This window comes from Citrobacter sp. Cpo074, assembly GCF_030332745.1.
Classification (GTDB): Bacteria; Pseudomonadota; Gammaproteobacteria; order Enterobacterales; family Enterobacteriaceae; genus Citrobacter; species Citrobacter portucalensis.
The window spans coordinates 385048-411168 of sequence record NZ_JAOWHG010000033.1 but is presented as its reverse complement, the minus strand read 5'-3'; the positions used below and the strand labels follow the sequence as shown (position 1 = coordinate 411168).

The following is a 26121-nucleotide window of genomic DNA, read 5'->3' as shown; positions in this document are numbered from 1 at the left end:
GACCCAGCAACAGGTAAGTGATCTGCTTTGCGTATGCAAAAGCGGGCGAGATTCTATACTCAAACGGCTGGTACATCAATCAAAAGTACGATTAACCGCGTAATTCATGTGCCCGACGAAAGCGTCCTTCATAATCGAAGACCTTTTCACGGACCTGCCAGTACTGACCTTTCATGCGCGCCACCACGAAATCAGGATGCCGTAACAACGCCTGCTGATTGAGGATATCGGCGGCGGTTATCCAGCGTAAGGGTATACCGGGTGTTCGGGTGTGCGGGCGAATAAACAGTTGTTCGAAGGCCGTACGCTGCGCGGGAGTGTGCAGGCGAAAGCGTTCGCTGACGTCAGCGCCGTCTTCATCGTAATAGGTGATTTTCAGCCATTCGCCTTTATCATCCTGCCCGTTTTGTAATACCATACCGCTGCAGCGCAGGACCAGCGCATCTTTGAGCCTGAGCGCGGCTTTCAGCATGTCATCCGGGTCAACCAGCACCGTGTCGCACTCCCGACAACGGCGGGCAGCAATGTCATTTTCCGCGTTGCACTGTGGACAGTTTTTAAAACGGAAACGAAAATCGCACTGTTCGCGATGGCCGTCATCATCTTCAAACCATCCCTGGCAGCGGCGGCCAAAATGTTCAATCAGCGTGCCGTCTGCCGTGATTTTGCCCCAGAAGGTGTTTGCAAATCCGCAGGCAGGACAAAACACCTGTACCGGAACGTTGTCGCTTTTCCCTTTCGGTGCACCCACTTCCGGTGCGTACAGATCGTGCGGGTTGCCGGCATAATCGAGGATCAGACAGTCGGTTTTACCCGGTGCAAGGCGCAACCCACGACCGACAATTTGTTGGTAAAGGCTAACTGATTCCGTCGGGCGCAGAATGGCGATAAGGTCAACGTGCGGGGCATCAAAGCCGGTGGTCAGGACCGACACATTCACCAGATAGCGAAAGCGCTGGGCTTTGAACTCTTCAATCAGCACGTCGCGCTCAGCGCCTGGCGTATCCCCAGTGATTAGCGCGGCGTCGTCAGCGGGCAGCAGGCCCAGAATTTCTTTGGCGTGCTCAACGGTGGCGGCGAAAATCATCACCCCTTTGCGGGTTTGGGCAAACTCGACAATCTGGCTGATGATATGCGGCGTTATTCGTTGCTGCTTTTTCAGCTCCTGATTCAGATCTGCTTCGCTAAACAGGCCGTTACTCTGCGCCTGCAGGCGACTAAAGTCATACTGCACGACCGGCATGTCGAGGCGTTCTGGCGGCGTCAGGTAGCCGTGTTTAATCATGTAGCGCAGCGGTAATTCATAAATGCAGTCGCGAAACAGCGCTTTTTCATCGCCGCGCACCATACCATGATAATGAAAATGATAAATCCAGCCCTTACCCAAACGAAAAGGTGTGGCGGTAAGCCCGAGCAGACGTAAGTGGGGATTTACTTTAGTCAGGTGAGTGAGGATTTGCTGATACTGACTCTCTTCATCATCGCCAATACGGTGGCATTCATCGACGATCAGCAGTGAGAATTCACCCTGAAAGGCGTCCAGATTACGCGCTACCGACTGTACGCTGCCAAAGACTACTTTCCCGTGGCTCTCTTTACGCTTCAGGCCTGCGGCAAAAATATCGGCTTCCAGCCCCAGCGCACAATATTTGGCATGGTTTTGTGCGACCAGTTCTTTGACGTGCGCCAGTACCAGTACGCGACCACGTGCCACGCGGGCCAGTTCAGCAATCACCAGACTTTTGCCCGCGCCGGTTGGCAGGACGATAACCGCCGGGGTGCGGTGGTGGCGAAAATGGTTGAGCGTGGCGTCCACGGCTTCTTTTTGGTACGGGCGAAGAGTAAAAATCATGAGCTCATTAAGGTAAACAGCAACAATGTATAGTATGCCATGAATCATTTCCCTTGAGGGATGGTGTAACACCGCTATACTGGGCGGATAATAGTCCCACTTTTCGGGCGTAAACCCGCTTCTCGTATTTTTACAGGCAAAAATCACACTCATGCGACTTGATAAATTTATCGCTCAGCAACTCGGCGTCAGCCGCGCTATTGCCGGGCGTGAGATCCGTGCTAACCGCGTTACCGTCGACGGTGAAATCGTTAAAAACAGTGCCTTTAAGCTGCTACCAGAACACGACGTCGAATATGACGGTAATTCCCTGGTTCAACAAAATGGCCCGCGCTATTTTATGCTGAATAAGCCTCAGGGTTATGTTTGCTCAACGGATGACCCGGATCATCCGACGGTGCTCTATTTCCTTGATGAACCGGTTGCCTACAAACTGCATGCGGCAGGGCGTCTGGATATCGACACCACCGGACTGGTACTGATGACCGATGACGGACAGTGGTCGCATCGTATCACCTCTCCTCGTCACCATTGTGAGAAAACCTATCTGGTGACGCTGGAGTCGCCAGTGGCAGACGATACCGCCGAGCAGTTTGCCCATGGCGTACAGTTGCATAATGAAAAAGACCTGACCAAACCGGCTGTTCTGGAGGTCATTACGCCAACTCAGGTGCGATTGACCATCAGCGAAGGGCGTTATCATCAGGTAAAACGTATGTTTGCCGCGGTGGGTAACCACGTTGTGGAACTGCACCGTGAACGAATTGGTGACATCAGGCTTGATGACGATCTGGAGCCGGGTGAATACCGTCCATTGACCGAAGAAGAAATCGCCAGCGTTAACTTAACCCCGCGTTAATTTCAGGAGCTAAATGTGACCACCCGGCAGAACTCGTCAATTGCCATAGTCTTTATCCTTGGCTTGTTAGCCATGCTGATGCCGTTGTCGATTGATATGTATCTTCCGGCGCTACCTGTTATCTCAGAACAGTTTGGTGTGCCTGCGGGTAGCGCGCAGATGACCCTCAGTACCTATATTCTGGGGTTTGCAGTGGGGCAGTTGCTCTATGGCCCAATGGCTGACAGCATTGGGCGCAAGCCGGTGATTCTGGGCGGAACGCTGGTGTTTGCGGCGGCGGCAGTGGCCTGCGCACTGGCGCAAACTATTGATCAACTGATCGTGATGCGTTTCTTCCACGGTCTGGCTGCCGCGGCGGCGAGCGTGGTTATCAACGCCCTGATGCGCGATATCTATCCGAAGGAAGAGTTCTCACGCATGATGTCATTCGTCATGCTGGTCACGACAATTGCGCCCTTGTTGGCACCTATCGTGGGTGGTTGGGTGCTGGTATGGCTTAGCTGGCACTATATCTTTTGGATCCTCGCCATGGCGGCTGTTCTGGCGTCGGTGATGATCTTTACGCTGATCAAAGAGACCCTGCCTGTAGAGCGTCGCCAGCCGTTTCGCCTGCGTACCACTATTGGCAACTTTGCCTCGCTGTTTCGTCATAAACGAGTGCTGAGCTATATGCTGGCCAGTGGGTTCAGCTTTGCCGGGATGTTCTCGTTTCTGAGCGCCGGACCCTTTGTTTACATTGAGATCAACCACGTTTCACCGCAGCATTTCGGTTATTACTTCGCACTGAACATCGTATTCCTGTTCGTGATGACTATCATCAACAGTCGCTTTGTGCGTCGGGTTGGGGCATTGAATATGTTCCGTACCGGTCTGTGGATCCAGTTCGTGATGGCGGGATGGATGGTCTTTAGCGCACTGTTTGGGCTGGGGTTCTGGGCTCTGGTCGTTGGCGTTGCGGCGTTTGTTGGCTGTGTATCGATGGTGTCATCAAACGCCATGGCGGTTATTCTGGATGAATTTCCGCATATGGCGGGAACGGCGTCATCGCTGGCTGGGACATTCCGCTTTGGCATTGGCGCCATTGTCGGGGCCCTGTTGTCTCTGGCGACCTTTAACTCGGCCTGGCCAATGATATGGTCGATCGCATTTTGCGCTACCTGCTCAATTCTCTTCTATCTTTACGCCAGTCGCGCTCAAAAACGGTGATCTATTACACAACCTGGGGGCCATAAGGTCTCCAGAGTTGATGTACATCAACCGCAAATCTATCATTTCCCCCGCTTATGTTTATTTTATGTAAAATCAATTTATGTAAAAAGTCACATCATTGTAGTTAAAAAGGTTGAGTTAGATCGCAGAAACGAGTACATATAGCCCGGAAATATGCCAGAACCGTTGAATAAATTTAATTACTGGGTTCTGTAAGCAGCATAAGTACTGGATGTAAACGTTTACCAACTGTCTAAAGACGTATTGTCAATGATGTGTTAATATTGATGTAAAATAATTGTGAAGTGATTGTGCTTCCAGGGAAAGAAAGTGATGACATTACAACTCTCAATCGTTCATCGTCTGCCGCAGAGCTATCGTTGGTCGGTGGGTTTCGCAGGTTCGAAAGTTGAACCGATTCCGCAAAACGGTCAGAGTAATGAGAACAGCCTGGTGGCACTCAAATTGCTCAGTCCTGATGGTGACAGCGCGTGGTCAGTCATGCATAAGCTCAGCCAGGCCCTCAGTGATATCGAGGTTCCTTGTTCCGTACTGGAATGTGAAGGGGAGCCGTGCCTGTTTGTGAATCGCCAGGACGAATTTGCCGCGACCTGCAGACTGAAAAACTTCGGCGTGGCTATCGCAGAACCGTTTTCAAACAACAATCCTTTTTGAGCGTCAGCTTAGCGCGAGCAGCTGACGCGTATAGGCCTGCTGTGGTGCGTTAAAGACGTGCTCGCATTGCCCTTGCTCCACGACCTCTCCCTGACGTAGCACAATAACCTGATGGCATAATGCGCGTACTACGTGCAAATCATGGCTGATAAAAATATAAGCCAGCCGATGCTTTTCCTGTAAGGATTTTAACAACGTCAGGATTTGCGCCTGTACGGTCCTGTCGAGCGACGATGTTGGTTCATCCAGAATGATCAGGGAAGGTTTGAGAATCAATGCTCTCGCAATAGCAATGCGTTGGCGTTGTCCGCCAGAAAACTCCGCAGGATAACGATGTCGCGTTTCGCTATCCAATCCCACTTCCGCCATTACCGCTTTCACCTGTGCCTCGCGTTGTTCGGCTGACAGGGTAGGCTGATGAACGCGCAACCCCTCCTCGATAATCTGTAGCACGCTCAGGCGTGGGTTCAGCGAGGAGTTGGGATCCTGAAATACCACCTGAATACGGTGACGGACCGGCAACAGCTGGCGTCGATTTAAGGTATGCAGTGCCAGACCATCGAACACAATGCTTCCCTGCGAGGTGATTAACCGCAGAAGCGCCAGTCCGGTAGTGCTTTTTCCGGAGCCTGACTCTCCAACCAGCCCCAGCGTTTCACCGGGCCGGAGGGAAAAACTGACGTCGTTAACGACGACGTTGTGGTCCACCACGCGTTTCAGGATACCTTTGCGGATAGGAAAGGCGACGCGGAGTTTTTCCACTTCCAGCAACGGAGCTTGCCCGACAGGCAAAGGTACCGGGTCGCCGGAAGGTTCGCTGTTTAACAATTTCTTCGTGTAGGGATGCGTTGGCGCAGTGAGCAACTGTGCTGCTCTATTTTGCTCAACGCACTGGCCGTTTTGCATGACCGCCACGGTATCGGCCAGTTTTTTCACAATACTCAGGTTGTGGGTGATGAACAGTAATCCCATGTTCAGCTCGCGCTGTAGTTCCCTCAGCAATTGCAGGATCTGTGCCTGGACGGAAACGTCCAGCGCGGTAGTCGGTTCATCAGCAATAAGCAGCTCAGGTCGTGTCAGCAGTGCCATGGCGATCATCACACGCTGGCGTTCACCGCCGGACAGTTGGTGTGGGTAATCTGCGAGACGTTTGGCCGCCTGACGGATGCCAACGCGATCCAGGCAGGTCAGGATTTCTGCCCGCGCCGCCTCCCGACGCATTCCCCTATGCAGCGACAGCACTTCATAAAGCTGTTTTTCCAGATTGTGGAGCGGGTTCAGTGACACCATCGGCTCCTGGAAAATCATGGCGATTTTATTCCCCCGTACGCCGCGAAGTGTCTGCTCGTTGGCGTGAAGTAATGATTCACCATGAAAACGGATGTCCCCGGAAGGGTAAACTACCGGAGGGCACGGTAACAACCGTAGGATAGAAAGCGCGGTCACGCTTTTCCCCGATCCAGACTCGCCCACCAGCGCCAGCGTTTGTCCGGCATCAACCCGTAGTGAGAGGGCATTGACTACGGTGCGCACGGTCTCTTGTTGACGAAAACCTACCGATAAATTCTCAATGGCTAACAGAGGTTGTGTCATTTTAAATCGCCTTGTTGGGATCAAACGCATCGCGTACCGCTTCACCAATAAAGATCAGCAGCGATAGTAGCAGGGCAACGGAGATGAACGCGGTGATGCCAAGCCACGGTGCCTGCAGGTTGTTTTTACCCTGTAACAGGAGTTCTCCCAGTGATGGCGAGCCAAGCGGTAAACCGAACCCAAGAAAATCCAGTGAGGTCAGAGTAGTTATCGAGGCGCATAAAATAAACGGTAAAAAAGTCAGGGCCGCGACCATCGCGTTAGGCAGCATATGACGCAGAATAATACTGCGATCGCTTACGCCTAGCGCTTGAGCGGCTCGAATGTAATCAAAGTTTCGGGTACGTAAAAATTCCGCGCGCACCACGCCAACCAGGCTCATCCAGCCAAACAGCACAGTAATGCCCAGCAGCCACCAGAAGTTAGGCTGGACCACGCTCGACAATAGGATGATGAGAAACAGCGTTGGCATTCCTGACCAAACTTCAATGAATCGTTGCCCCCACAGGTCCACCTTGCCGCCATAATAGCCCTGAATTGCGCCAGCCATAATGCCCATCACGCTCGAACAGAGGGTGAGCATTAGACCAAACAAGACAGAAATACGTGTGCCGTAGAGGATGCGCGCCAGTACATCACCGCCGTTGGCGTCTGTTCCCAGCCAGTTTTGTGCGGAAGGCGGGGAAGGGAAGGGCTTATCGGTGGCAAAGTTAATGCTGGTGGCCCCAAAGCGTATTGGTGCCCACAGGATCCAGCCCTGGTTTTCCAGGCGCTGTTGTAGCCACGGGTCCTGATAATCAGCCTGAGTCGCCAGGGGTCCGCCGAAGTCGCTTTCACTGTAGTTTTTGAACAGGGGGAAATACCAGCTATTGTCGTAGCGCACCAGTAGCGGCTTATCATTGGCAATCAGTTCTGAACACAGGCTAAGACCGAACAGCACCAGAAAAATCCACAGCGACCAGTAGCCGCGACGGTTGTGGCGAAAGCGCGCCCAGCGGGCCTGATTGACGGGGCTTAATCGCGACATTAGCGTCCCTCAAAATCAATACGAGGATCGACCAGCGTATAGCTGATGTCGCTGAGGATATTCAGCAGCAGACCGATCAGGGTGAAGATATAAAGCGTGCCAAACATTACCGGGTAGTCGCGTGATACGGTGGATTCATAACCCAGCAATCCCAGGCCGTTAAGCGAAAACATCACTTCAATCAGCAGTGAGCCGGTAAAAAACATGCTGATAAACGTTGCCGGGAAGCCGGCGATCACCAGCAACATGGCATTGCGAAACACATGTTTCCACAGAATATTTTTCTCGCTGACCCCTTTAGCGCGTGCGGTGACGACATATTGTTTGCGCACCTCATCCAGAAATGAGTTCTTGGTCAGCATAGTCAGCGCGGCAAACCCACCAACCACCGTCGCCAGCACCGGCAGGGTAATATGCCAAAGGTAGTCGGTTACTTTCTGATACCAGGGCAGGGAGTCAAAATTGGCCGAAACCAGCCCGCGAAGCGGGAACAGGTCGTAGTAGCTTCCCCCGGCAAAAAAGACGATCAGCAAAATGGCAAACAGAAAGGCCGGTATGGCATAGCCGACAATAATAAATGCGCTGCTCCAGACATCAAACCGGCTGCCGTTATGCACCGCTTTGCGGATCCCAAGCGGTATCGACACCAGATAGATGATGAGCGTACTCCACAGCCCCAGCGTGACGGAAACAGGCAGGCTGTCTTTGATAAGCGTCAGCACCGAGGCGCTACGAAACAGGCTGTCACCGAAATCGAAACGAATGTAATCCCAGAGCATTTTGAAGTAACGCTCATGAATGGGCTTATCGAACCCATAGCGGCGAGTGATTTCGGCGATCACTTCCGGGTCCAGACCCCGGCCGCCTCGATAATTACTGTCGCTGATGTTACCAACGCCGGTTTGCGCGTGGCTGGCGCGAACGCCTTCGCTACCCGCGCCGGGTAATGCCCCGCTTTGCCCGAACTCAATGGCGGTGACGGCCTGTTCAACCGGTCCGCCTGGGGCTATTTGCACGATAAAAAAGTTGATGGTGATGATGGCCCAAAGCGTTGGGATCACCAGCAGTAGACGTCGAATCAGATACGCGCCCATTTATTCTCCCTGTCGTCTGGCTGCGGGCAGTTTCGCCGCTTTGTTGACGTCATACCACCAGTTGTCGAGGCCAATGGTGTAAATTGGGCGAATAGCAGGATGCGAAAATTTATCCCACCAGGCGATGCGATCCTCTGCCATAAACCACATCGGCAACATGTAGTAGTTCCAGGTTAATACCCTGTCCAGTGCCCGGCCTAGTGGGATCAATTTGGCTTTATCACCTTGTGCCGCGATGATTTGGTCGATCAGTTTATCAATCACCGGGCTTTGTACGCCGGGGGCGTTGTAGCTGGAATCAATATATTGAGAGGCCCACAGAATTTGCAGGTCCGAACTCGGCCACGGCATCGCGCGATACAACCTCGGCATCATGTCATAGTCGCGACTGCGCAGGCGGTTCGTGATTTGTGAGTTATCCACCTGGCGGATATTCATGGTAATACCTAAGCGCTGCAGGTTGTGCTGGAACGGCAGCACCCATTGACTGTTGCTGCCCGCCGGGAGCAACAGTTCAAAGCTCAGAGGTTTACCGCTGGCGCTGTTTACCCGCTGCTGACCCTTTAGTACCCACCCGGCCTGCTCCAGTAAGGTATCGGCTTTCAACAGGTTGTCGCGGTCGTAGCCATCGCCTTTTGATTTTGGCGGCTGATAGATTTGGCTAAAGACCTCAGAGGGGAGATCTTTTTTCAAGGGCGCGAGTATCACCAGCTCATCTGCGTCGGGGTATTTTGTCGCGGCATATTCGGTATTCTGAAAATAGCTGTTGGTCCGGCTCCAGGCATTATAGAACAGCGCTTTATTCATCCATTCAAAATCAAAGGCCAGCGTGATGGCTTCCCGTACCCGTCGGTCGCTGAATACCGGACGCTGAATATTAAATGCCAGCCAGCGGGTATCCTGCGCGGACTCGTTTTTTTGCTCATCTTTGATGATGTAATGATTCGCGAAATTTTTCCCGGTATAACGCGTCGCCCAGTTTTTGGCATCATTTTCAAGACGCAGATCAAACGCACCGGCCTTAAACGCTTCAAAGGCGACGTTATCATCCAGATAGTAGTCGTAGCGGATGGTATCAAAGTTCCAGCGTCCACGATTGACGGGCAGATTAGCGGCCCAATAATCTTTGACGCGCGAATAGACAATATACTGGCCCATCTTCCATTTCGTAATGCGATAAGGGCCGCTGGCGAGCGGTGGCGATGATAAGGGATCGCTGAGCTTATGATCTTTCCAGTACTTCTCTGGCATCACGGGTAATGAAAACAGGCTGAGCATGTCCTCTTTACCCGGTTTGGCTAATTCAATGCGTACGGTTAATGGCGCGATGGCTTTTACCGTTGTTCCCTTGTAGACCAGACGAAACTGCGGCACGCCTTCAGTCATAAATTTGTGGAAGGTGAATGCGACGTCGCGGGCGGTAATGGGTGAGCCATCGTGAAAACGCGCTCGTGGATTAATGGCAATTTCTACCCAGGAATAGTCGTTAGCATAGCGTGCGCTGTCGGCAATGAGCGGGTAATAGCTACCAGGTTCATCGTCAGAGGTCGTAAACAACGTATCGTAAAGCGTTTCGGTACGTGCGCCGGGGTTACCGCGCATCGCATAGCGGTTAAAGTTGTCAAACGTGCCAATGGCGGACAGGGTGATTTGACCCCCTTTAGGGGCTGCGGGATTCACATAATCGAAATGATTAAAGTTAAATGCGTACTTCGGTTCACCCAGTACGGCAAAAGCATAGCTTTCTTTGATGGATTGCGCCTGGGCGCTAAACCCGATGAGGGTAATAAACAGAAGCAGTACGCGAGGGATCATATAAAAGTGATTTCCTTTTCCTGCCACAACCCGACGGGCATCATGCCTGAAAGATAAGGGATGTAGCGGCGAGTGAGAGTATATGAATCGCATACTGCGATCACCACGTCGGCTTATTGGGCTGTGCCATCCAACGCACAAAATCAGCAAGCTTTAATGGTCGGCTAATCCAGTATCCCTGGAAAAAATGCACTCCACGATCGCGCAGCCAACGGGCTTGCTCAGGAGTTTCTACCCCTTCCGCAACCGTCAGCATATTAAGACGTTTAGAAAGTGTCAACACGGCGTCCAGAACCGGAGAGGTCAGGGTTTCTGTTCCAATGGCGTTAATAAACCCACGATCGATTTTCAGGTAGTCAACGGTAAAGCGTTCCAGATAAATAAGCGCGCTATGGCCGGTGCCAAAATCATCAATCGCAATTTCAAAACCTGCGGAATGCAGCCATTCAAATAGCTTTGTGGCCTCGTGTTGATTGAGCATATCTCGTTCAGTGATTTCCAGCACTATCTGAAAATAGTTTGCGGGAAGTGAAGCGTGCAGGTGCCGGATGTCGTCTTTAAATGTCTCGCCATGCAGATGCGATGGCGCGATATTGATCCCCAATTTTGCGCCAGCGGGTAACACTTTTTGCAGCGCCGGGGCATCCTGGGCGATCAACTTAAAGAGATGCTGAGTCAGCGGGACAATCATTTTCTGTGATTCAGCGTAATGAATAAAGGCATCCGGTGGGATCTCGCCCGTTGTTGGGTGATTCCAACGTAACAGGACCTCGACGCCTTTCACTTCCAGCGTTTGCATCTCTACGACGGGCTGGTACACCACATAAAACTGGTTATGTTTGATGGCGTTGAGGATATCTTTGCCTGGGCGTAAACGGATGCTGTAGATGTAGTACCAGAGGAGAAGGGCGGCAATAATCCCGGCCATACATCCCAACAAAATAGAATACCAGACGTCGGTATAGTTCCACTCTTGTGCGTATAAGCGAATTTTAAGCGGGATCCCTTCAAGAGTGGCCTGCCGCCAGGAGGTATGAGGAAGAGCGGAGACATCGATGATTCGCGATGAGAATGTCGAAATTGCGGTATTACCGACGATAATCGCAATACCGTCAAAATCATCCTGCCGGGCGGTATAGAGTAGGTAAGGTGCCAGATTGATATTCAGTGAGGTAAATACGCCGCTATCATTGAACGACGCGTTTCGGTGCCAAATCATGATCGCTGGCTTATCCGGCATCATGGGCGTACCGGGAAGTAATTCCACATCAATATTTCTGCTGATATCGAGGTTTGGTATCAAATCCAAAATCGGAGTGAACATTGAACCTGTCGCGGAAGAGCAGAAAGCGATGCCGTCTTTTACCAGTAAGAAAGCGCGAACGTTCAGGCTGAAGGCTGCACTGGAGGTCAGTTTAGCGCCGACTTGTTGGCAACTGTTGGCAACCAGCGGCTGAAGTGCATCGGTGGTGGTTTTGAGGTCGGTGAAGTAGCTGCTGACGTAATTCTGGATATCGGCAAGGAGCGTGTCGTACTTAACTTCTCGTTTATGCCAGGTGACGAAAAACTGCAGGGTACTCACGAGTATTGCGACGATAAGCCCCGTTAACATACAGGAAAGCAGGATTTTCCGACCGGATGAAGAAGAGCGTCTGAACATAGATCCTTATTTTACCTGATTTAACCGCTTACTCTGTATGAATATAACCTGAAATGACTCATGTTGTGAGATTTTTCTTAGTCGCAGGGTGAAACAAAAAAGCACCGCCGAAGCAGTGCTTTTGGAATGTCTCATCAGGATAGCCAAGGGATAGCTGCCAAACGAAACTAACTGCGGCTCAGAACCCGGCGAGCTTCGTTGTAACGTTTTTTCCAGTAAGGCTCGTTCATGCTGGAAATGATAACGCCACTGCTGGTCGAGGCATGTACAAACTGGTTGTTACCGATATAAATACCGACGTGACGGCCAGTAGAACCAGCACGGAACAGAACCAGATCGCCTGTGCGCAGATTAGTGCGCGAAACGGATTTTCCCGTTTCCTGTTGTTCATAGGTTGAGCGCGGAAGCTCTAAACCAAATTGCTCGCGGAATGTACGCTGCACGAAGCTTGAGCAATCAATACCTTTTTTGGTGCTGCCGCCAAGGCGGTAACGCACGCCTTTCCAGTCAGCATACTGGTCCATAATACGTGATTTAACATCGATATTACGTACCATATTTTCAAATTCATCCTGAGAGGCTTGCAGTGAAGAGTTATCTCCATTGCCCACAGCATGCGTCTCAGAATGCATATTCTTGGCGGTGTTCGTTGTGCTACATGCAGAAAGCAGAACCGCAACTGCTATCGCGGGTATGCCCCGCAAGATATATCTCAAAATCGGTTGAGATTTGACCATTTTGTTTGTTTTCCCTTGAAGTCCTTAACGATAAATATCGTTATAAAAAATGCCAAACGTGACGAGACTAATTACCATCGCACGATGAGACAATTCCTTAAGGTCAAATCTGTGGCAGAACGCACAAATTTATTCTGAAAGGGAATAATTATCCCGCGAGGCAAAACGAGTTCGAGATTACCCGATCGTTCCGGTCAATGCGAGTGATTTTACGTGATTTCTTATAAGAAAAATTGATACAGAAAGTGAATAAACGGCATTGTCTAAATTAAGAACAATCAGGGTAAAAAATACGCAACCTACTCATTTTAAACATGAATAAGATGACAGGGGAATGACAATCAGAATGATGAAATATTGCCCGGCATCATCAGGGAATCAGAAGTATCCCTGATGATGTTAATTACTCTGCGTTATTTGTTTAAAAATTGTTTGTTTTTGCCGGGTAGATAATTCACGAACAGAGTGACTAATCGGTCGCTTAATGGCGTCATTAGCCACCAGGGAAGGCCAATCAAGACCACCGTCATGGAACCAACCACGATATCAGTGAGCCAATGAGCGCCAATCATTACGCGCGGGAAGGCAAAAACCACAGCAATAATAAGGCCGATTATTCCTGCGACTTTTCCGAAATAACGCAGCATAAATGCGGAAAAAATAAGCAGCATCATGCCGTGATCGCCAGGAAAACTGTCTTTCGACGCATCTTTGGTCGGAATATGCAGCAGTTCGCTGACGCGATAAATATTATCCAGCATAAGCGTGGGGCTGGCGCGTTTAACGGGAATAAGCGCCTGGCCCAGCTGATTTAATACCACTGCGGTGAGCAGCATAACCAAACCGATAGCCACAATGCGTCGGCGACCTTCCGACGTCTCTTTTAGCCAAAAGTGCAGCATCAATGCGCCCATAGCCAGCAAGGAGCAGCCATCAAATGCCCGGTTATTGGTAATAGCAACAATCCACAGGAACAGTGGGCTTTCAATCAATTTGTGATTAAAAAATCGGAAGATGCCCGTATCGAGTGAAGACCAGAACCCATGCCCGGCTGGAATATACCAGGACAGAAACAGTGCCAGGCCCGCAATATTAAGCAGGAGGATTAAAGGGTATCGGGTTTTCATCGTCGTTTACCATTGCTAAAAACGAAGGCAACCTTACGCGCTAGCGTCTAAACGAAGTCTCAACAACGCGCTCTGTAACGCATTCCAGTCGGTCTCGGTATCGGCGATGAGTTCAATACGGCTATCCGGTGGCACGACGTTTTGCGTTTCTATATGCCAGTCGTCTCCCTGGCGGTTAATGCGTACCAGTCCTTCTTTAATACGCATTACCCCCTTCACGCGCCCAACCGGGGCAAGACGCGACCATTCCAGCAGACCGATGGTATCGAACACCGTATCGGCGTCAAAAATCCAACCGCAGGCCTGATGGCCCTGACCGCTGTTGAGGCTACGACGCCAGCGCTGCTGTGCGGGTAAGCTCAACGCTGCCAGCCCCTTTTTGTTGGCATGGCTATGGGCGTGCTCCGCGCTTGCAGGAAGCTCCGCCAGGTTTAGTCGGGGCAAATCCAGTAGCTGTCCGTCAATTTGCCCATGGTCGGCATGAACTAACTGGCGATTACCACCGTAGTGTTGCCACCAGCTTTGTAGGGCGTTTTCGCTTTCCGTCGTGGCACGGTCGGTTTTGTTGGCAACAATGATATCAGCAGCGGCCAGCTGATCGCGGAAATTGTCATTGGCGACGCTTTTCTCATCCAGTAACAGGCGAGGATCAAGGATACAGAGGGTTGCGCGCAGATCGATCCACGGCTCATAAACCGGTGCGGTGAGTAAATCCAGAATCTGTTTGGGATGCCCGAGGCCGGTGGGTTCAATCAGCAGGCGGTCGGGTTTTCCCTGACGCAGCAGCGTATTGAGACCAACCTGCATTGGTAGGCCGTTAACACAGCACATACAGCCGCCGGGGATCTCTTTTAGCAGCGCACCGCTGTCGGCCAGCAACGCGCCATCAATGCCAACTTCGCCAAACTCATTAACCAGCACGGCCCACTTCTCAGCAGGATCTTTGTTTGCCAATAAATGAAGAATAGAGGTGGTTTTGCCACTGCCGAGAAAACCGGTGATGAGATTGGTTTTAGTCACATTTACTCCAGAATCATAAATTACCGTAATGGCATTTAACAATCCTGGCGAAAAACGGGGAAAAAGAGAAGGGGTGAGAGGACGAAGAGGCGCTTCGTCCTGCTTAATGGCAGAAATCGTTAACTTTTTAACGTCTCGATGACAGCCTGATGCGCACCGTATTGGGCAATGCGTTGCCAGGCCTGCTGAATGGCCGCGACAAACTGCGGATTCTGTACGAGATCGGTGGCGAAAATCTCGCGCAGCGAAAGCAGGGCGTTGACGCGTTCTGACTCTGTGCTCTGTTTAACCAGAGCGGCAATTTTTTCACTCAACGGGTCACGAACATCAATAGCGGTGCCTGAATCATCCACGCCACTCACATAACGCATCCAGCCTGCGACGCCGAGCGCCAGCAGTGGCCACTCGCTTTGGCGGGCTAAATGTACGCGGATCCCTTCCAACATGCGCTGGGGTAATTTCTGGCTACCGTCCATCGCGATTTGCCAGGTTTTATGTTTCAACGCTGGGTTGGCAAAACGCTCCAACAGGCTTAGGGCATACTGGTCTAAATCAACATCGGTAATTTGCAGCGTAGGTGCCTGTTCGTTGAGCATCAGGCGGTAAGCGGCTTCACGAAATGCGCTGTCCTGCATACAGTCGCTGATGTGCTGGAACCCGGCCAGATAGCCGAGATAAGCGAGAAACGAATGACTGCCGTTCAGCATCCGCAGTTTCATTTGTTCCCACGGCAACACATTTTCGACCATCTGGACGCCCGCCGTTTCCCATTGTGGGCGGCCACACACAAAATTATCTTCAATCACCCACTGGATAAACGGTTCGCAGCTGATTGCGCAAGGATCAGCAACCCCCAGCTCGCGGGCAATTTCGGCCAGTGACTCTTCAGTGGCGGCAGGGACAATGCGGTCGACCATGGTGCCTGGGAAACTGACATGCTCCTGAATCCAGGTTGCCAGTTCTGGTGAACGTTTCTCCGCCATTCCAAGGACGGCGTTTTTTACCACATGACCATTGTCCGGGATGTTATCGCAAGAGAGGACGGTAAACGGCTGTAGCCCGCGTTCACGTCGGCGATGTAGGGCTTCAACAATAATTCCGGGGGCAGAGTGCGGTTCAGTCGGTGTTTGCAGATCGTGAGCAATACGTGGATTACTGAGGTCTAACGAGCCTGTCGCCGGATCGATGCAGTAGCCTTTTTCTGTGATGGTTAGCGAGACAATAGCCACCTGAGGTTCGCAGAATTTTTCGATAATGGCCGCCAGCGAATCCAGCCTGGCGTTGAGACATTCGTTGACGGCGCCGATAACAATTGGTTGGTTACCGTTGGCCCCTTTTTCCAGCACGGTAAATAAATGATCCTGTTCGCGCAGTTGGCTCATCAGTCGATCGCCGCTGAACAGACTGATCTCACAAATACCCCAGTCTCCACCCTGCGCATTCAGCACCCTGTCGGTTAGTAACGCCTGATGGGCGCGGTGAAAAGCACCGAAACCAAAATGCACAATCCGCGTTTTTAATTGCTGGCGGTCGTATTGCGGCATCATGACATTTTCCGCCAGTGGCGCTGAGGCAATAGTTTTCATTTAATACACCTGATTAACCATAAATTAACAATGGCAGTATAAAGTTATATGACAACAAATTGAATTGGTGTGCCTTATTTATCCGGGGAATGTGAGCTTGATCAACCAATCATCGGCAATGTGTTGATCAGTTGACGGATGCCTGTATGGTAGTCGTCATTAAGATGATTTAATTTGGTATAACAACTTGTGAGGTGAAACAATGGAACAAACCTGGCGTTGGTACGGACCTAACGATCCGGTATCGCTTGATGATGTGCGTCAGGCTGGCGCAACGGGTGTTGTGACCGCCTTGCACCATATTCCAAACGGTGAAGTGTGGCCGGTAGAAGAAATTCAGCAGCGTCAGGCCATTCTGGTTGAAAAAGGGCTGACCTGGTCGGTAGTGGAAAGTATCCCTGTCCACGAAGATATCAAAACGCGTTCAGGTCAATATCAAACGTGGATTGCCAACTATCAGCAGAGTATCCGTAATCTGGCGACCTGTGGTATCGATACGGTGTGCTATAACTTCATGCCGATCCTCGACTGGACGCGTACCGACCTCGAATATCAACTGCCGGATGGTTCCAAAGCGCTGCGTTTTGACCAGATTGCTTTTGCGGCCTTTGAACTTCACATTCTGCAACGCCCGGGAGCTGAAGCGGATTATACCGCCGAAGAACAACGCCAGGCGATGGACTACTTCAATGCCATGAGTGATGCAGAAATTGAAAAACTGACCCGCAATATCATTGCTGGCCTGCCTGGTGCAGAAGAGGGCTATACGCTGGATCAGTTCCGTGCGCGTCTCGCTGAATACGACGGCATCAGCAAGGACGATCTGCGCGATAATATGGCGGTATTCCTGCGGGCGATTGTGCCAGTGGCAGAAGAAGTCGGCGTGCGTCTGGCCGTGCATCCTGACGATCCGCCGCGCCCGATCCTTGGCCTGCCGCGTATCGTTTCGACTATCGAAGATATGCAGTGGCTGAAAGAAACGGTCGACAGCATAAATAACGGTTTTACCATGTGCACCGGTTCCTACGGTGTGCGCGCTGATAACGATCTGGTGAAAATGATCGAAACCTTTGGCGATCGAATCCACTTCACGCACCTGCGCTCAACCTGTCGTGAAGATAACCCGAAAACCTTCCATGAAGGTGCGCACCTGCAGGGCGATGTGGATATGGTATCGGTGGTGGCTGCCATTTTGAGCGAAGAGCAGCGGCGTAAAAAAGCGGGCGACCTGCGTCCTATCCCGATGCGTCCGGATCATGGACACCAGATGCTTGACGATCTGCACAAGAAAACCAACCCGGGCTACTCTGCGATTGGTCGCCTGAAAGGCCTGGCAGAAGTCCGTGGTGTTGAGCTGGCGCTGAAACAAACGCAGTTCCGCGATCTGCTGTAAGTCTAACAACAGGGATTGCGCGACAGGCGCGATCCCTGTTTTTCATCAAGGCTGCGCGAGCGCCTGCTCCAGCACTGTCAGCACTTTATTGATCTGCTGTATCTGCAATCCACCAAATCCAAAAAACATAACAGCATCGCTGTTCTCTTTGCGCCATGCGGCTTCTGATCCATTTTCTATATCCGGCAGAGTGTCGAAACGGATCCCGGCCAACAGGCAGCATTGTTGCAACCTGGTGATGAATTCTGCGTGTCTGGCAATGCGTAACGAGAGGTGCAGACCTGCCGTTGCGCCAGCGATTTTCCCTTCGGGAAACAGAGTGGAAAGGCCATCGCGTAACAGGGTGAGGCGTGTCGCATAGCTGCAGGCCAGCTTGCTGATATGCGTATAGAACACCTGGTTTTGCATCAGTTCGGCCAAAAATTGCTGCAACAACCACTGACTGCCGTTGTTATTGAGCGCTTTCATATTCTGTACCGCCGGAAGCAATTCATCAGGGCAAATAAGATAGCCAAGCCGTGCGCCTGGCCCCAGCGTTTTAGAAAATGTCCCCATGTAGATAACCCGGTTGTGATAATCCATGGCTTTCAGCGCGGGAAGGGGATTTTCCCCATAGGTAAAAACGGCATCGTAATCATCTTCAATGATGTAAGCGCCGACGCGTTGCGCCCACGTTAATAATGACTGACGGCGCTCCAGTGAAAGCACGCTTCCCATCGGATACTGATGCGCTGGAGTAACATAACAAAGCTGGGTTTCATTCTCGGGTAAATTATCTGTTTGCAGCCCGTGGTTATCTACGGCAATTGACGTAATGTCTGCACCGTAATAATTAAAAAGATGCCATGCGCCAGAATAACAAGGGGATTCGGTCACAATATGGCACTTTTTTTGCTGACTGACAGCATGATGAATAATAAATATTTGGCTGAGCAGTGATAATCCTTCCTGAATCCCGTTGGTAATGATGATGTTCTCTGCTCGGGTATTAATTCCGCGGGATAAATTAAGGTATCTGACCAATTGCTCACGCAGTGAAAATAATCCACTTGGTGAATGGTATCGGGTAAATAATTGTTCTTTAAGTATGCTTGGAGCATTATTCCATTTCCGCCAGCTTGACCAGGGAAAAGCGTTGGGATCGGGGACGCCCATCCGACAGTAGCACTCTCGTCCAGGCTCGGCGTAAACATCGGTTGAGACTCCGGCAGCTTTAGGTTTTGTCGGCGGAGAACCCTGGGTAACGGGCACATGCGTTGGTGTTATACGTACAGGCGTGGTGAATATCACTTCATAGCCAATGCCGTGTCGGCTCTTGATTAACCCTGCAGCCATAAGCTTATCATAGGCCATCACTACCGTTATTTTGGCTACGTTCAATACCTGAGCCTGCTCGCGAATAGAGGGAAGCTTATCGCCACAAAGCAAATCTCCCCGCTGAATAGCCTGGAAATAAAATTGAAAAATTTGCAATTGCAGCGGAGTGCGGAGTTCTCTATTGAGCGTTAATGTAAGCATGAGGAATTCCTTATTAATATATAGCCACTATATTACGAATTTCTCGTTTTTACTATTTGATACACCTCATGGAGTAGCGGCTGTTCCTATAGCTTGCCATCGCTGTCTCTATTTTTGATTTTTATTATCCCTTAGCGTGTCGCTATTAAAAAAATGGAGGCAAGCATGTCGTGGATAAGAAAGAACGCATTGTGGTGCGTATTGGCTGGGGCGGTGGCAATAGCCCTGGCTATTTGGGGAACGTGGCAAGGCGTTCATTACACCAGTACCACCGAATTTTGTTTATCGTGTCACTCGATGCGCACGGCTGGAGAGGAATATAAAACCAGCGTGCATTTTCGTAACGCATCTGGCGTGCGGGCTGAGTGTAAGGATTGTCATATCCCCCCGGGCGTTGTTCCAACGCTTATTCGTAAAACTGAAGCCTTAAACGACCTCTATCACACCTTTATTTCTCCTTCTATCGATACTCCTGAAAAGTTTGCTGCCAAACGCCCGGAGCTGGCCCAGCGGGAGTGGGCACGCATGAGCGCGAATAATTCAGCGGCGTGTAAATCCTGCCATAGCTATGAGGCAATGGATCATGGCAAGCAATCGGCAAACGCGGCGGCGCAAATGACCGCAGCGGCAGCAAAAGACAGTAACTGTATCGATTGTCACAAAGGAATAGCCCATCACAAACCCGATATGAGCAGCGGTTTTCGCGATCGCTATAAGCAGCTACAGCGTCAGGGAGATATGCCAACAGATGCGACCACACTGTTCTCATTAAGCGAAAAATCACTGGCGGCAACGGCAGGGAGTCCGGCCGGGAAGGCGCTGTTATTTCCTGCTACCGAGGTCAAGGTGCTGAAAAAAGAAGGCAGTAACGTGCAGCTCGAAATCACGGGCTGGCGAGAAAGCAAAGGGCGTGGACGGGTGATCACCCAGTATATGGGGAAACGCGTTTTCTCCGCCGTTCTCGATGAGCCCCTGATGGCGAACGTAAAAGTGCTACAAACCCAGGTCGATCCTGACTCACATCAGGAATGGCAGCAGGTGAGCGTCACCGCCTGGGCCACCGATCAGGACTTTATCAACACGCTTGCGCCAATTTGGGAGTACTCAGATCAAATGCTGGAATCCACCTGTAGCGCCTGTCATAGCACTCCTCCTACAACCCGATATACCGCTAACGGCTGGATCGCCGGACTGAAAGCCATGTCGACCTATTACCGGCTTAATCCGGTGGAGGAACGTACGTTGTTGAAATACCTCCAGACCCACGCCAGCGATGTGTCTGAAACCAACAAAAAGTAAGGATAATGTATGGATATTCATGACTTTAATCCGTCCCGCCGACGTTTTCTCAACGGAATGCTGGCGGTGGGGGCTGCCAGCGCACTGGCGCCTAATCCGCTGATATCAAAAGTGTGGGCGGCGGGGGAAAATCCCGAACAGTGGATCCAATCTGGTTCGCACTATGGCGCTTTTGAAGCCAAAGTGGTCAACGGTGAGTGGACCGAAACCCGTCCGTTCAAACATGACAAATACCCCTGCGATATGCTGAACGCGGTGCGTGAAGTGGTCTACAACCCGTCGCGGGTGCGCTACCCGATGGTGCGTCTGGACTGGCTGCGTAAGCGTGAGAAGTCAGATCGCAGTCAGCGTGGAGATAACCGTTTTGTACGGGTCAGTTGGGATCAGGCGCTGGATCTGTTTTACGATGAGCTGGAGAGGGTGCAAAAAACCTATGGCTCATCAGGCGTATTTACCGGGCTTGCCGACTGGCAAATGGTGGGCAAATACCATAAAGCGGGCGGGGCGATGGATCGAGGACTTGGCCTGCATGGTAGCTATGTGACAACCGTCGGCGACTATTCTGCGGCAGCGGCACAAGTCATTTTACCGCATGTGATTGGTTCGCTGGAAGTTTATGAGCAGCAGACGTCGCTTCCGCTAGTGATTCAAAACAGCAATACCATCGTGCTGTGGGGCTGCGATCCGATCAAGAACCTACAGATCGAGTTTTTGGTTCCCGATCACGATGCGTTTGGCTACTGGCAGCAGATTAAAGAGGCGGTAGCGCAGGGTAAGATGCGCGTTATCAGTGTTGATCCGGTGCGTAGCAAGTCGCAAAACTATCTTGGCTGCGAGCAGTTGGCGTTGCGGCCACAAACCGATGTCGCGTTAATGCTGGCGCTGGCGCATACCTTGTACGAAGAAAAACTGTACGACACGGCGTTTATTACCGATTACACCGTCGGCTTTGAGCAGTTTTTGCCGTATCTGCTGGGCGAAACCGATAAACAGCCGAAAAATGCCGAATGGGCGGCAGAAATCTGCGGCCTGACGGCAGAGCAGATCCGAGACTTCGCCCGCCTGTTGGTGAAAGGCCGGACACAGTTTATGGGCGGTTGGTGCGTACAACGCATGCACCATGGTGAGCAGTATCCGTGGATGCTGGTGGTGCTGGCCAGTATGGTCGGTCAAATTGGTTTGCCCGGCGGCGGGGTAGGATTTGGCTGGCACTACAACGGTGGCGGTACGGTAACATCCGCCGGGCCTGTGCTCTCTGGGCTGGGAGGGATCACGAATCCCCCGCAGGCAAAGTACAACGCGGATTTTCGCGGCGTATCGGAGCATATCCCCACTTCGCGTATCGTTGACTGCCTGCTTGAGCCGGGCAAAAAGGTTGCCTTTAACGGCGAGACGTTAACCTGGCCTGACATCAAAATGGCGATCTACAGCGCGGCAAATCCATTTCATGCGCAGCAGGACAGGAATCGCATGATCGACGCGTGGAAGAAGCTGGAAACCGTGGTGGTGTTGGATCACCAATGGACCGCGTCGTGCCGTTTTGCCGATATTGTCCTGCCCGTTACCACCCGCTTTGAACGTAACGATATTGAGCAGTTCGGTACGCATTCGAATAAAGGGTTGATGGCGTTGCATCAGATCGTCAAACCGCAATATGAAGCGCGACATGATTTTGATGTATTTGCCGGGCTGTGTAAGCGCTTTGACAAGGAAGCGGTGTACCGTGAAAACCGTGATGAAATGCAGTGGATACAGGCGCTTTATGACGAAGGCGTGAAGATGGGGGCATCGCTCGGCGTCTCATTACCGGATTTCACAACGTTCTGGCAGGGTGACGGATATATTGAATATCCGCCGGGTCAGCCGTGGGTACGTCACGGTGAGTTTCGCGACCAGCCAGACCTGAATCCGCTGGGAACGCCGTCAGGTCTGATTGAAATCTACAGTAAAACCATCGCGGGCTTCGCCTACGAGGATTGTCCGGGGCATCCGGTGTGGATGGAACCCTTTGAGCGTACCCATAGCGGCAAAAAAGATAAATACCCGCTGCATCTGCAATCCTGCCATCCGGATAAACGACTGCATTCCCAACTGTGCTCTAGCGAGGTGTTTCGCAACACCTATGCGGTTGCCGGAAGAGAACCGCTTTATATCAGTGAACAGGATGCCACCGCTCGTGGCTTAAAAACCGGTGATATCGCCCGCGTCTTCAACGCTCGTGGTCAGGTACTGGCTGGCGTAGTTGTCAGTCCGGATTTTTCCCCTGGCGTGGTCCGTATTCATGAAGGCGCGTGGTACTCCCCGCAGGAAGGGGGGAAAGCCGGGACATTATGCACTTATGGCGACCCGAACGTGCTGAGCGCGGATATCGGTACTTCACAGCTGGCCCAGGGGCCTTCAGCGCATACCGTGCTGGTGGAGGTCGAGCGTTATCAGCAGAAAGCCCCGCAGGTGACGGCTTTCGGTGGTCCGCAGATTGTGAAAGAGGAGGGGACCAGTGCAGCATAAGCAAATTCATCAGCAGCGGGCAGCTGTGTACCAGTGGTTTTCGCAACTGTTATTTCGTGAGCTGGATGAAAAACAGCTCGCCAGTCTGGAAAACGGCGATAGCCAGGCTTGGATTGCCTCACTGGCGGCGGTTCCTGGAGTGTCTGCCGAGGTTAAACGTTTTGAGCGCAGCCTGGGCCGGGTTTTGCGGCGCGACTCCCGACAGCTGGAGCTGGCAGCAGATTTTGCCTCGCTGTTTCTGCTGGCCCCGCCGGCTAGTGTTTCTCCCTATGCAGGGCACTATCCACACACGACAGCGGCAGAAGAACGTCGGCAAATGAATGTGCTGCTGATTGAGCAAGGTCTGGCAGCGCGAGAGAATGAACCCTCCGATCATATTGCTGTGCAGTTGGCATTAATGGCGAGGATGGTTGCTAAAGAGGAGAGGCTATCGGCGCAATATTACTTTTTGCATCATCATATTCTGTGCTGGGCACCGTTATTTCGCGACGCTTGTCTGGTGCGGGATAACGAGGGGTTTTATCCTCAGGCGGTGAATCTGATAGTGCGTTTTATGCAAGAGGATGAACAGTATCTGGAGTCATTGCTGATGGATGATTTTTATTTCAGCAGCCAGCGCTGAATATGACAAAGGGACAGCCTGCGTTGTAATGCCAGTCAGTTAAGCATTATGGAGCATATTTTATTGCGGCATAGGGTTCCGTTCACCTCAGCGGAGTCATTTCTCTGAAGCGCAGATACCCGTGAACGTGCAAGGGAGGTTCACCGCCGCCTCCCTTGCAACCCTGGCTCCCGGCGGGATTGTTAAGGGTACGGCGATAGTACCCTTAACACGTTCACAGGCAGTATCGTTTCAGAGAAGTGATATCACTAAAGTGAACGGAACATTTTGCCAGAGACAACATGTCATTATCTTTGGTTCACCTGTAACGACAGGAGCTTAATCTGCACGGCCCATATAGCGACGTTCTTCGATATGAATACGGATTTTTTCACCCGCACTCAGATACTCAGGAACCTGGATCACCAGACCGGTGCTCAGGGTTGCTGGTTTGTTGCGCGCACTCGCTGAAGCACCTTTAATCCCCGGTGAAGTTTCAACGATTTCCAGGTCTACGGTCTGCGGCAGTTCAAGCGCCAGCAGTTGGCCGTCCCAGGTCAGTACCTGCATGTCCGGCATCCCGCCTTCCGGCATGAACAGCAGCTCTTCTTCAATCTGGTCTTTGGTGAAGGTATACGGGGTATAGTCTTCTTTATCCATAAAGATGTATTCGTTGCCATCGACGTAGGAGAAATCAACGCCACGACGGCTCAGAGTGACGGTATCCACGATATCGTCACCTTTGAAGCGCTCTTCAACTTTCAGACCGGTACGCACATCAGAAAAACGCATTTTGTACAGCGTGGCAGCACCACGTGCAGACGGTGATTGAATATCGATATCTTTTACAATCAGCAGTTTGCCGTTGTAGTTCAGTACCATACCTTTTTTAATTTCGTTCGCTCTTGGCATCGAAAAAATCCTGTAGTGAGGAGTGTCTAAAATATCGCGTAAAACTACTCGCGCCGGGGCATTCAGGCAAGCGGAATTCATGCTTTTGCTGGTGCAAAAAAGGTGGTACTGTGCCCTTCCCGCACAATCCGATGGTTTACGATAAAGAGAGTACTGTATGGAATGCCGTCCGGATTGTGGTGCATGCTGCACCGCGCCTTCAATCTCCAGTCCCATCCCCGGTATGCCTGATGGCAAGCCCGCTAATACGCCCTGCGTTCAGTTGGATGAATCCCTGCGTTGCAAAATTTTTGCGTCGCCGCTACGACCAAAGGTGTGCGGCGGTTTACAGCCTAGTGCGGAAATGTGCGGGCGGACGACGCACCAGGCCATGGTTTATCTCATCGAGCTTGAAGCGCTAACCGCGCCTTAAACGTCCTTGATGCGTGCCAGGCACGCGACGGTGGCGACGATCATCACCAGTGCAAACCAGAACACCGCGTGATAGTTCCAAATTTCAGCGGCAATCCCCGCCAGCGATCCAGCAATAATCCAGCCCACGCGAATGGTATTCGTATAGAGGGTGGTGGCTGAACCCGCCTGTCCCGGCATCAGGTCCTGGAAATAGAGCATACCAATCCCGCCGAGAATACCGATGTAAATCGCGTTCAGCAGCTGTAAGCCAAGCAATATCGCCGGAGAGTGAGCCAGCAGCATACCGGCATAAAAGAAGAATCCGGCAACGACGGCAATTCTCATCAACAGACGTTTACCCAGACGCTTTGCAAAATAGCCAGCAATCAGCATGGTTGGGATTTCCAGTCCGGCTGCGGTGCCCATCATGATGCCAGCCAGTTTTTCTGGCAGATGCAGTTCGTTGATGATAAACAGCGGCATATTAATGATATAGAGACTATTGGTTCCCCACATTAATGTGCAGATAACAAACAGCAGCAACGTGTCGCGTCGATTGCGGCGCGGGGCCTCAACTGCGCCTGTCGCGAGAGGCACGTTTTTACTCATTGAGGGTAAAAACAGCCAGACCATTACGCCGCAGACAACAAACGCCACCGCCGCGCTGAGATACATCACCGTAAAGCTGAATCCCATGGCCAGCGCGTAGGCCAGCGGCGGGCCAATTACCCAGGCCAGCGAAACCTGTGCGCGTAATATTGAGCTGAACATGACGGCTTCCCGACCTGTGTGGTCGGCGTGTTCACGGGCGAGAGCAAACATTTGCGGGTTGGCGGTCGATCCAAAGCTGCTGAGGAATACCCCGACAAAAAGCAAGATAAAATAATTACGGTTCCAGGCGAACAGCACGCAGGCCAGCATCCCCAGCACGCAGCAAAACACAATCAGGTTCTTGCGATCGCCTTTTCTATCTGAACGTCCGGCCAGAAACTGACTTACCAGAATACCGATCACAGCGCTACCGGTAAAAAAGAACCCGACCATGCCGGGACGGGCGTGGACTTCATCCGTCAGAAAAAGGCTGAGCGTTGGCGTCTGCAACGCACCGGCGATACCCGTCAGAAATGCGACAAGCAGGAACGCCGAAGACGTTAAATCAAACGCCTTGGGTGTGGCGGCTACGGGGGTGTTATGCATGTTTTGATATCAATGATGTGAAGAGACGCGGAGTTTACGCCGCTTG

Annotated in this window: 21 protein-coding genes; 8 read left to right on the top strand and 13 right to left on the bottom strand. The window is 51.7% G+C overall.

The features are described from left to right. Nucleotides 1–91 precede the first annotated feature (91 nt). The gene (radD, locus tag OGX83_RS16230; RefSeq protein WP_286588567.1) at nt 92–1852 is read right to left on the bottom strand and encodes a DNA repair helicase RadD; all 1761 of its coding nucleotides are present in this window, start codon (nt 1850–1852) and stop codon (nt 92–94) included. Between the two features lie 151 nt (nt 1853–2003). On the opposite strand from radD, the gene rsuA reads away from it, so the two are divergent. The 3 genes from rsuA (at nt 2004) to OGX83_RS16215 (ending at nt 4595) form a co-directional block, all read left to right on the top strand. Continuing rightward, nucleotides 2004–2711 carry a 16S rRNA pseudouridine(516) synthase RsuA gene (gene rsuA, locus OGX83_RS16225; protein ID WP_008785291.1) on the top strand — a complete coding sequence of 236 codons (708 nt, stop codon included), beginning with the start codon at nt 2004–2006 and terminating at the stop codon, nt 2709–2711. Nucleotides 2712–2726: 15 nt separating this feature from the next. Beyond that, entirely contained in the window at nt 2727–3917 is a 1191-nt protein-coding gene (locus OGX83_RS16220; RefSeq protein WP_003834584.1) for a Bcr/CflA family multidrug efflux MFS transporter, read from the top strand. 333 nt (nt 3918–4250) lie between these two features. After that, nucleotides 4251–4595: a YejG family protein gene (locus OGX83_RS16215; RefSeq protein WP_085951589.1), complete on the top strand. Its 345-nt coding sequence runs from the start codon at nt 4251–4253 to the stop codon at nt 4593–4595. A gap of 3 nt (nt 4596–4598) precedes the next feature. Here OGX83_RS16215 and yejF read toward each other — a convergent pair whose 3' ends face one another. From yejF to OGX83_RS16170, 9 genes are all read right to left on the bottom strand, one after another. Beyond that, complete coding sequence (yejF, locus tag OGX83_RS16210) at nt 4599–6188, bottom strand: microcin C ABC transporter ATP-binding protein YejF (RefSeq protein WP_153687476.1); 1590 nt, start codon at nt 6186–6188, stop codon at nt 4599–4601. Between the two features lies 1 nt (nt 6189). Continuing rightward, nucleotides 6190–7215, bottom strand: a complete 1026-nt coding sequence (locus tag OGX83_RS16205; RefSeq protein ID WP_003834577.1) for an ABC transporter permease — start codon at nt 7213–7215, stop codon at nt 6190–6192. Next, entirely contained in the window at nt 7215–8309 is a 1095-nt protein-coding gene (locus OGX83_RS16200; RefSeq protein ID WP_286588563.1) for a microcin C ABC transporter permease YejB, read from the bottom strand. Before OGX83_RS16200 ends, OGX83_RS16205 begins: the two co-directional genes overlap by 1 nt. Next, nucleotides 8310–10124 carry an extracellular solute-binding protein gene (locus OGX83_RS16195; protein WP_111465321.1) on the bottom strand — a complete coding sequence of 605 codons (1815 nt, stop codon included), beginning with the start codon at nt 10122–10124 and terminating at the stop codon, nt 8310–8312. It abuts the gene before it with no gap. A 100-nt stretch (nt 10125–10224) separates the two neighbouring features. Beyond that, nucleotides 10225–11784: a cyclic di-GMP phosphodiesterase gene (locus OGX83_RS16190; protein WP_048215898.1), complete on the bottom strand. Its 1560-nt coding sequence runs from the start codon at nt 11782–11784 to the stop codon at nt 10225–10227. Nucleotides 11785–11951: 167 nt separating this feature from the next. Continuing rightward, a complete protein-coding gene (mepS, locus tag OGX83_RS16185; RefSeq protein WP_003834567.1) occupies nt 11952–12521 on the bottom strand; it encodes a bifunctional murein DD-endopeptidase/murein LD-carboxypeptidase in 570 nt (189 codons plus the stop codon). Nucleotides 12522–12934: 413 nt separating this feature from the next. Continuing rightward, a complete protein-coding gene (locus tag OGX83_RS16180; protein ID WP_250671962.1) occupies nt 12935–13648 on the bottom strand; it encodes a phosphatase PAP2 family protein in 714 nt (237 codons plus the stop codon). 33 nt (nt 13649–13681) lie between these two features. Continuing rightward, nucleotides 13682–14668 carry a CobW family GTP-binding protein gene (locus OGX83_RS16175; RefSeq protein WP_286588559.1) on the bottom strand — a complete coding sequence of 329 codons (987 nt, stop codon included), beginning with the start codon at nt 14666–14668 and terminating at the stop codon, nt 13682–13684. Between the two features lie 119 nt (nt 14669–14787). After that, nucleotides 14788–16254 (bottom strand): mannitol dehydrogenase family protein, encoded by a 1467-nt coding sequence (locus OGX83_RS16170; RefSeq protein WP_008785284.1) that lies wholly within the window; start codon nt 16252–16254, stop codon nt 14788–14790. 202 nt (nt 16255–16456) lie between these two features. Between OGX83_RS16170 and uxuA the strand changes: the two genes are divergently transcribed. Further along, on the top strand, nt 16457–17647 hold the full coding sequence (gene uxuA, locus OGX83_RS16165; RefSeq protein ID WP_286588557.1) for a mannonate dehydratase: 1191 nt from the start codon (nt 16457–16459) through the stop codon (nt 17645–17647). A 45-nt stretch (nt 17648–17692) separates the two neighbouring features. Here uxuA and pdxR read toward each other — a convergent pair whose 3' ends face one another. Then, nucleotides 17693–19165, bottom strand: a complete 1473-nt coding sequence (pdxR, locus tag OGX83_RS16160; protein ID WP_286588554.1) for a MocR-like pyridoxine biosynthesis transcription factor PdxR — start codon at nt 19163–19165, stop codon at nt 17693–17695. Nucleotides 19166–19330: 165 nt separating this feature from the next. On the opposite strand from pdxR, the gene torC reads away from it, so the two are divergent. From torC to torD, 3 genes are read left to right on the top strand one after another with little or no spacing between them, the layout of a single operon-like run. Further along, nucleotides 19331–20464: a pentaheme c-type cytochrome TorC gene (gene torC, locus OGX83_RS16155; RefSeq protein ID WP_286588552.1), complete on the top strand. Its 1134-nt coding sequence runs from the start codon at nt 19331–19333 to the stop codon at nt 20462–20464. A 9-nt stretch (nt 20465–20473) separates the two neighbouring features. Continuing rightward, nucleotides 20474–22972 (top strand): trimethylamine-N-oxide reductase TorA, encoded by a 2499-nt coding sequence (gene torA / locus OGX83_RS16150; protein ID WP_286588550.1) that lies wholly within the window; start codon nt 20474–20476, stop codon nt 22970–22972. Further along, nucleotides 22962–23594 (top strand): molecular chaperone TorD, encoded by a 633-nt coding sequence (torD, locus tag OGX83_RS16145; RefSeq protein WP_008785279.1) that lies wholly within the window; start codon nt 22962–22964, stop codon nt 23592–23594. The genes torA and torD overlap by 11 nt, the downstream gene beginning before the upstream one ends. Before the next feature lie 318 nt (nt 23595–23912). Here torD and yeiP read toward each other — a convergent pair whose 3' ends face one another. After that, nucleotides 23913–24485, bottom strand: coding sequence for an elongation factor P-like protein YeiP (yeiP, locus tag OGX83_RS16140; protein ID WP_003027452.1), 573 nt, complete (start codon nt 24483–24485; stop codon nt 23913–23915). Between the two features lie 157 nt (nt 24486–24642). Between yeiP and OGX83_RS16135 the strand changes: the two genes are divergently transcribed. Continuing rightward, nucleotides 24643–24897 (top strand): YkgJ family cysteine cluster protein, encoded by a 255-nt coding sequence (locus tag OGX83_RS16135; RefSeq protein WP_008785278.1) that lies wholly within the window; start codon nt 24643–24645, stop codon nt 24895–24897. On the opposite strand, the gene setB is transcribed toward OGX83_RS16135, so the two are convergent. Continuing rightward, on the bottom strand, nt 24894–26075 hold the full coding sequence (gene setB / locus OGX83_RS16130; RefSeq protein WP_286588547.1) for a sugar efflux transporter SetB: 1182 nt from the start codon (nt 26073–26075) through the stop codon (nt 24894–24896). The two genes, OGX83_RS16135 and setB, sit on opposite strands and share 4 nt — an antisense overlap. Nucleotides 26076–26121 lie beyond the last annotated feature (46 nt).

Coding starts and splice junctions, on each gene's coding strand:
- radD (WP_286588567.1), bottom strand. CDS start 1,852: ATGATTTTTACTCTTCGCCCGTACCAAAAAGAAGCCGTGGACGCCACG.
- rsuA (WP_008785291.1), top strand. CDS start 2,004: ATGCGACTTGATAAATTTATCGCTCAGCAACTCGGCGTCAGCCGCGCT.
- yejF (WP_153687476.1), bottom strand. CDS start 6,188: ATGACACAACCTCTGTTAGCCATTGAGAATTTATCGGTAGGTTTTCGT.
- OGX83_RS16205 (WP_003834577.1), bottom strand. CDS start 7,215: ATGTCGCGATTAAGCCCCGTCAATCAGGCCCGCTGGGCGCGCTTTCGC.
- OGX83_RS16200 (WP_286588563.1), bottom strand. CDS start 8,309: ATGGGCGCGTATCTGATTCGACGTCTACTGCTGGTGATCCCAACGCTT.
- OGX83_RS16195 (WP_111465321.1), bottom strand. CDS start 10,124: ATGATCCCTCGCGTACTGCTTCTGTTTATTACCCTCATCGGGTTTAGC.
- OGX83_RS16190 (WP_048215898.1), bottom strand. CDS start 11,784: ATGTTCAGACGCTCTTCTTCATCCGGTCGGAAAATCCTGCTTTCCTGT.
- mepS (WP_003834567.1), bottom strand. CDS start 12,521: ATGGTCAAATCTCAACCGATTTTGAGATATATCTTGCGGGGCATACCC.
- OGX83_RS16180 (WP_250671962.1), bottom strand. CDS start 13,648: ATGAAAACCCGATACCCTTTAATCCTCCTGCTTAATATTGCGGGCCTG.
- OGX83_RS16170 (WP_008785284.1), bottom strand. CDS start 16,254: ATGAAAACTATTGCCTCAGCGCCACTGGCGGAAAATGTCATGATGCCG.
- uxuA (WP_286588557.1), top strand. CDS start 16,457: ATGGAACAAACCTGGCGTTGGTACGGACCTAACGATCCGGTATCGCTT.
- pdxR (WP_286588554.1), bottom strand. CDS start 19,165: ATGCTTACATTAACGCTCAATAGAGAACTCCGCACTCCGCTGCAATTG.
- torC (WP_286588552.1), top strand. CDS start 19,331: ATGTCGTGGATAAGAAAGAACGCATTGTGGTGCGTATTGGCTGGGGCG.
- torA (WP_286588550.1), top strand. CDS start 20,474: ATGGATATTCATGACTTTAATCCGTCCCGCCGACGTTTTCTCAACGGA.
- yeiP (WP_003027452.1), bottom strand. CDS start 24,485: ATGCCAAGAGCGAACGAAATTAAAAAAGGTATGGTACTGAACTACAAC.
- OGX83_RS16135 (WP_008785278.1), top strand. CDS start 24,643: ATGGAATGCCGTCCGGATTGTGGTGCATGCTGCACCGCGCCTTCAATC.
- setB (WP_286588547.1), bottom strand. CDS start 26,075: ATGCATAACACCCCCGTAGCCGCCACACCCAAGGCGTTTGATTTAACG.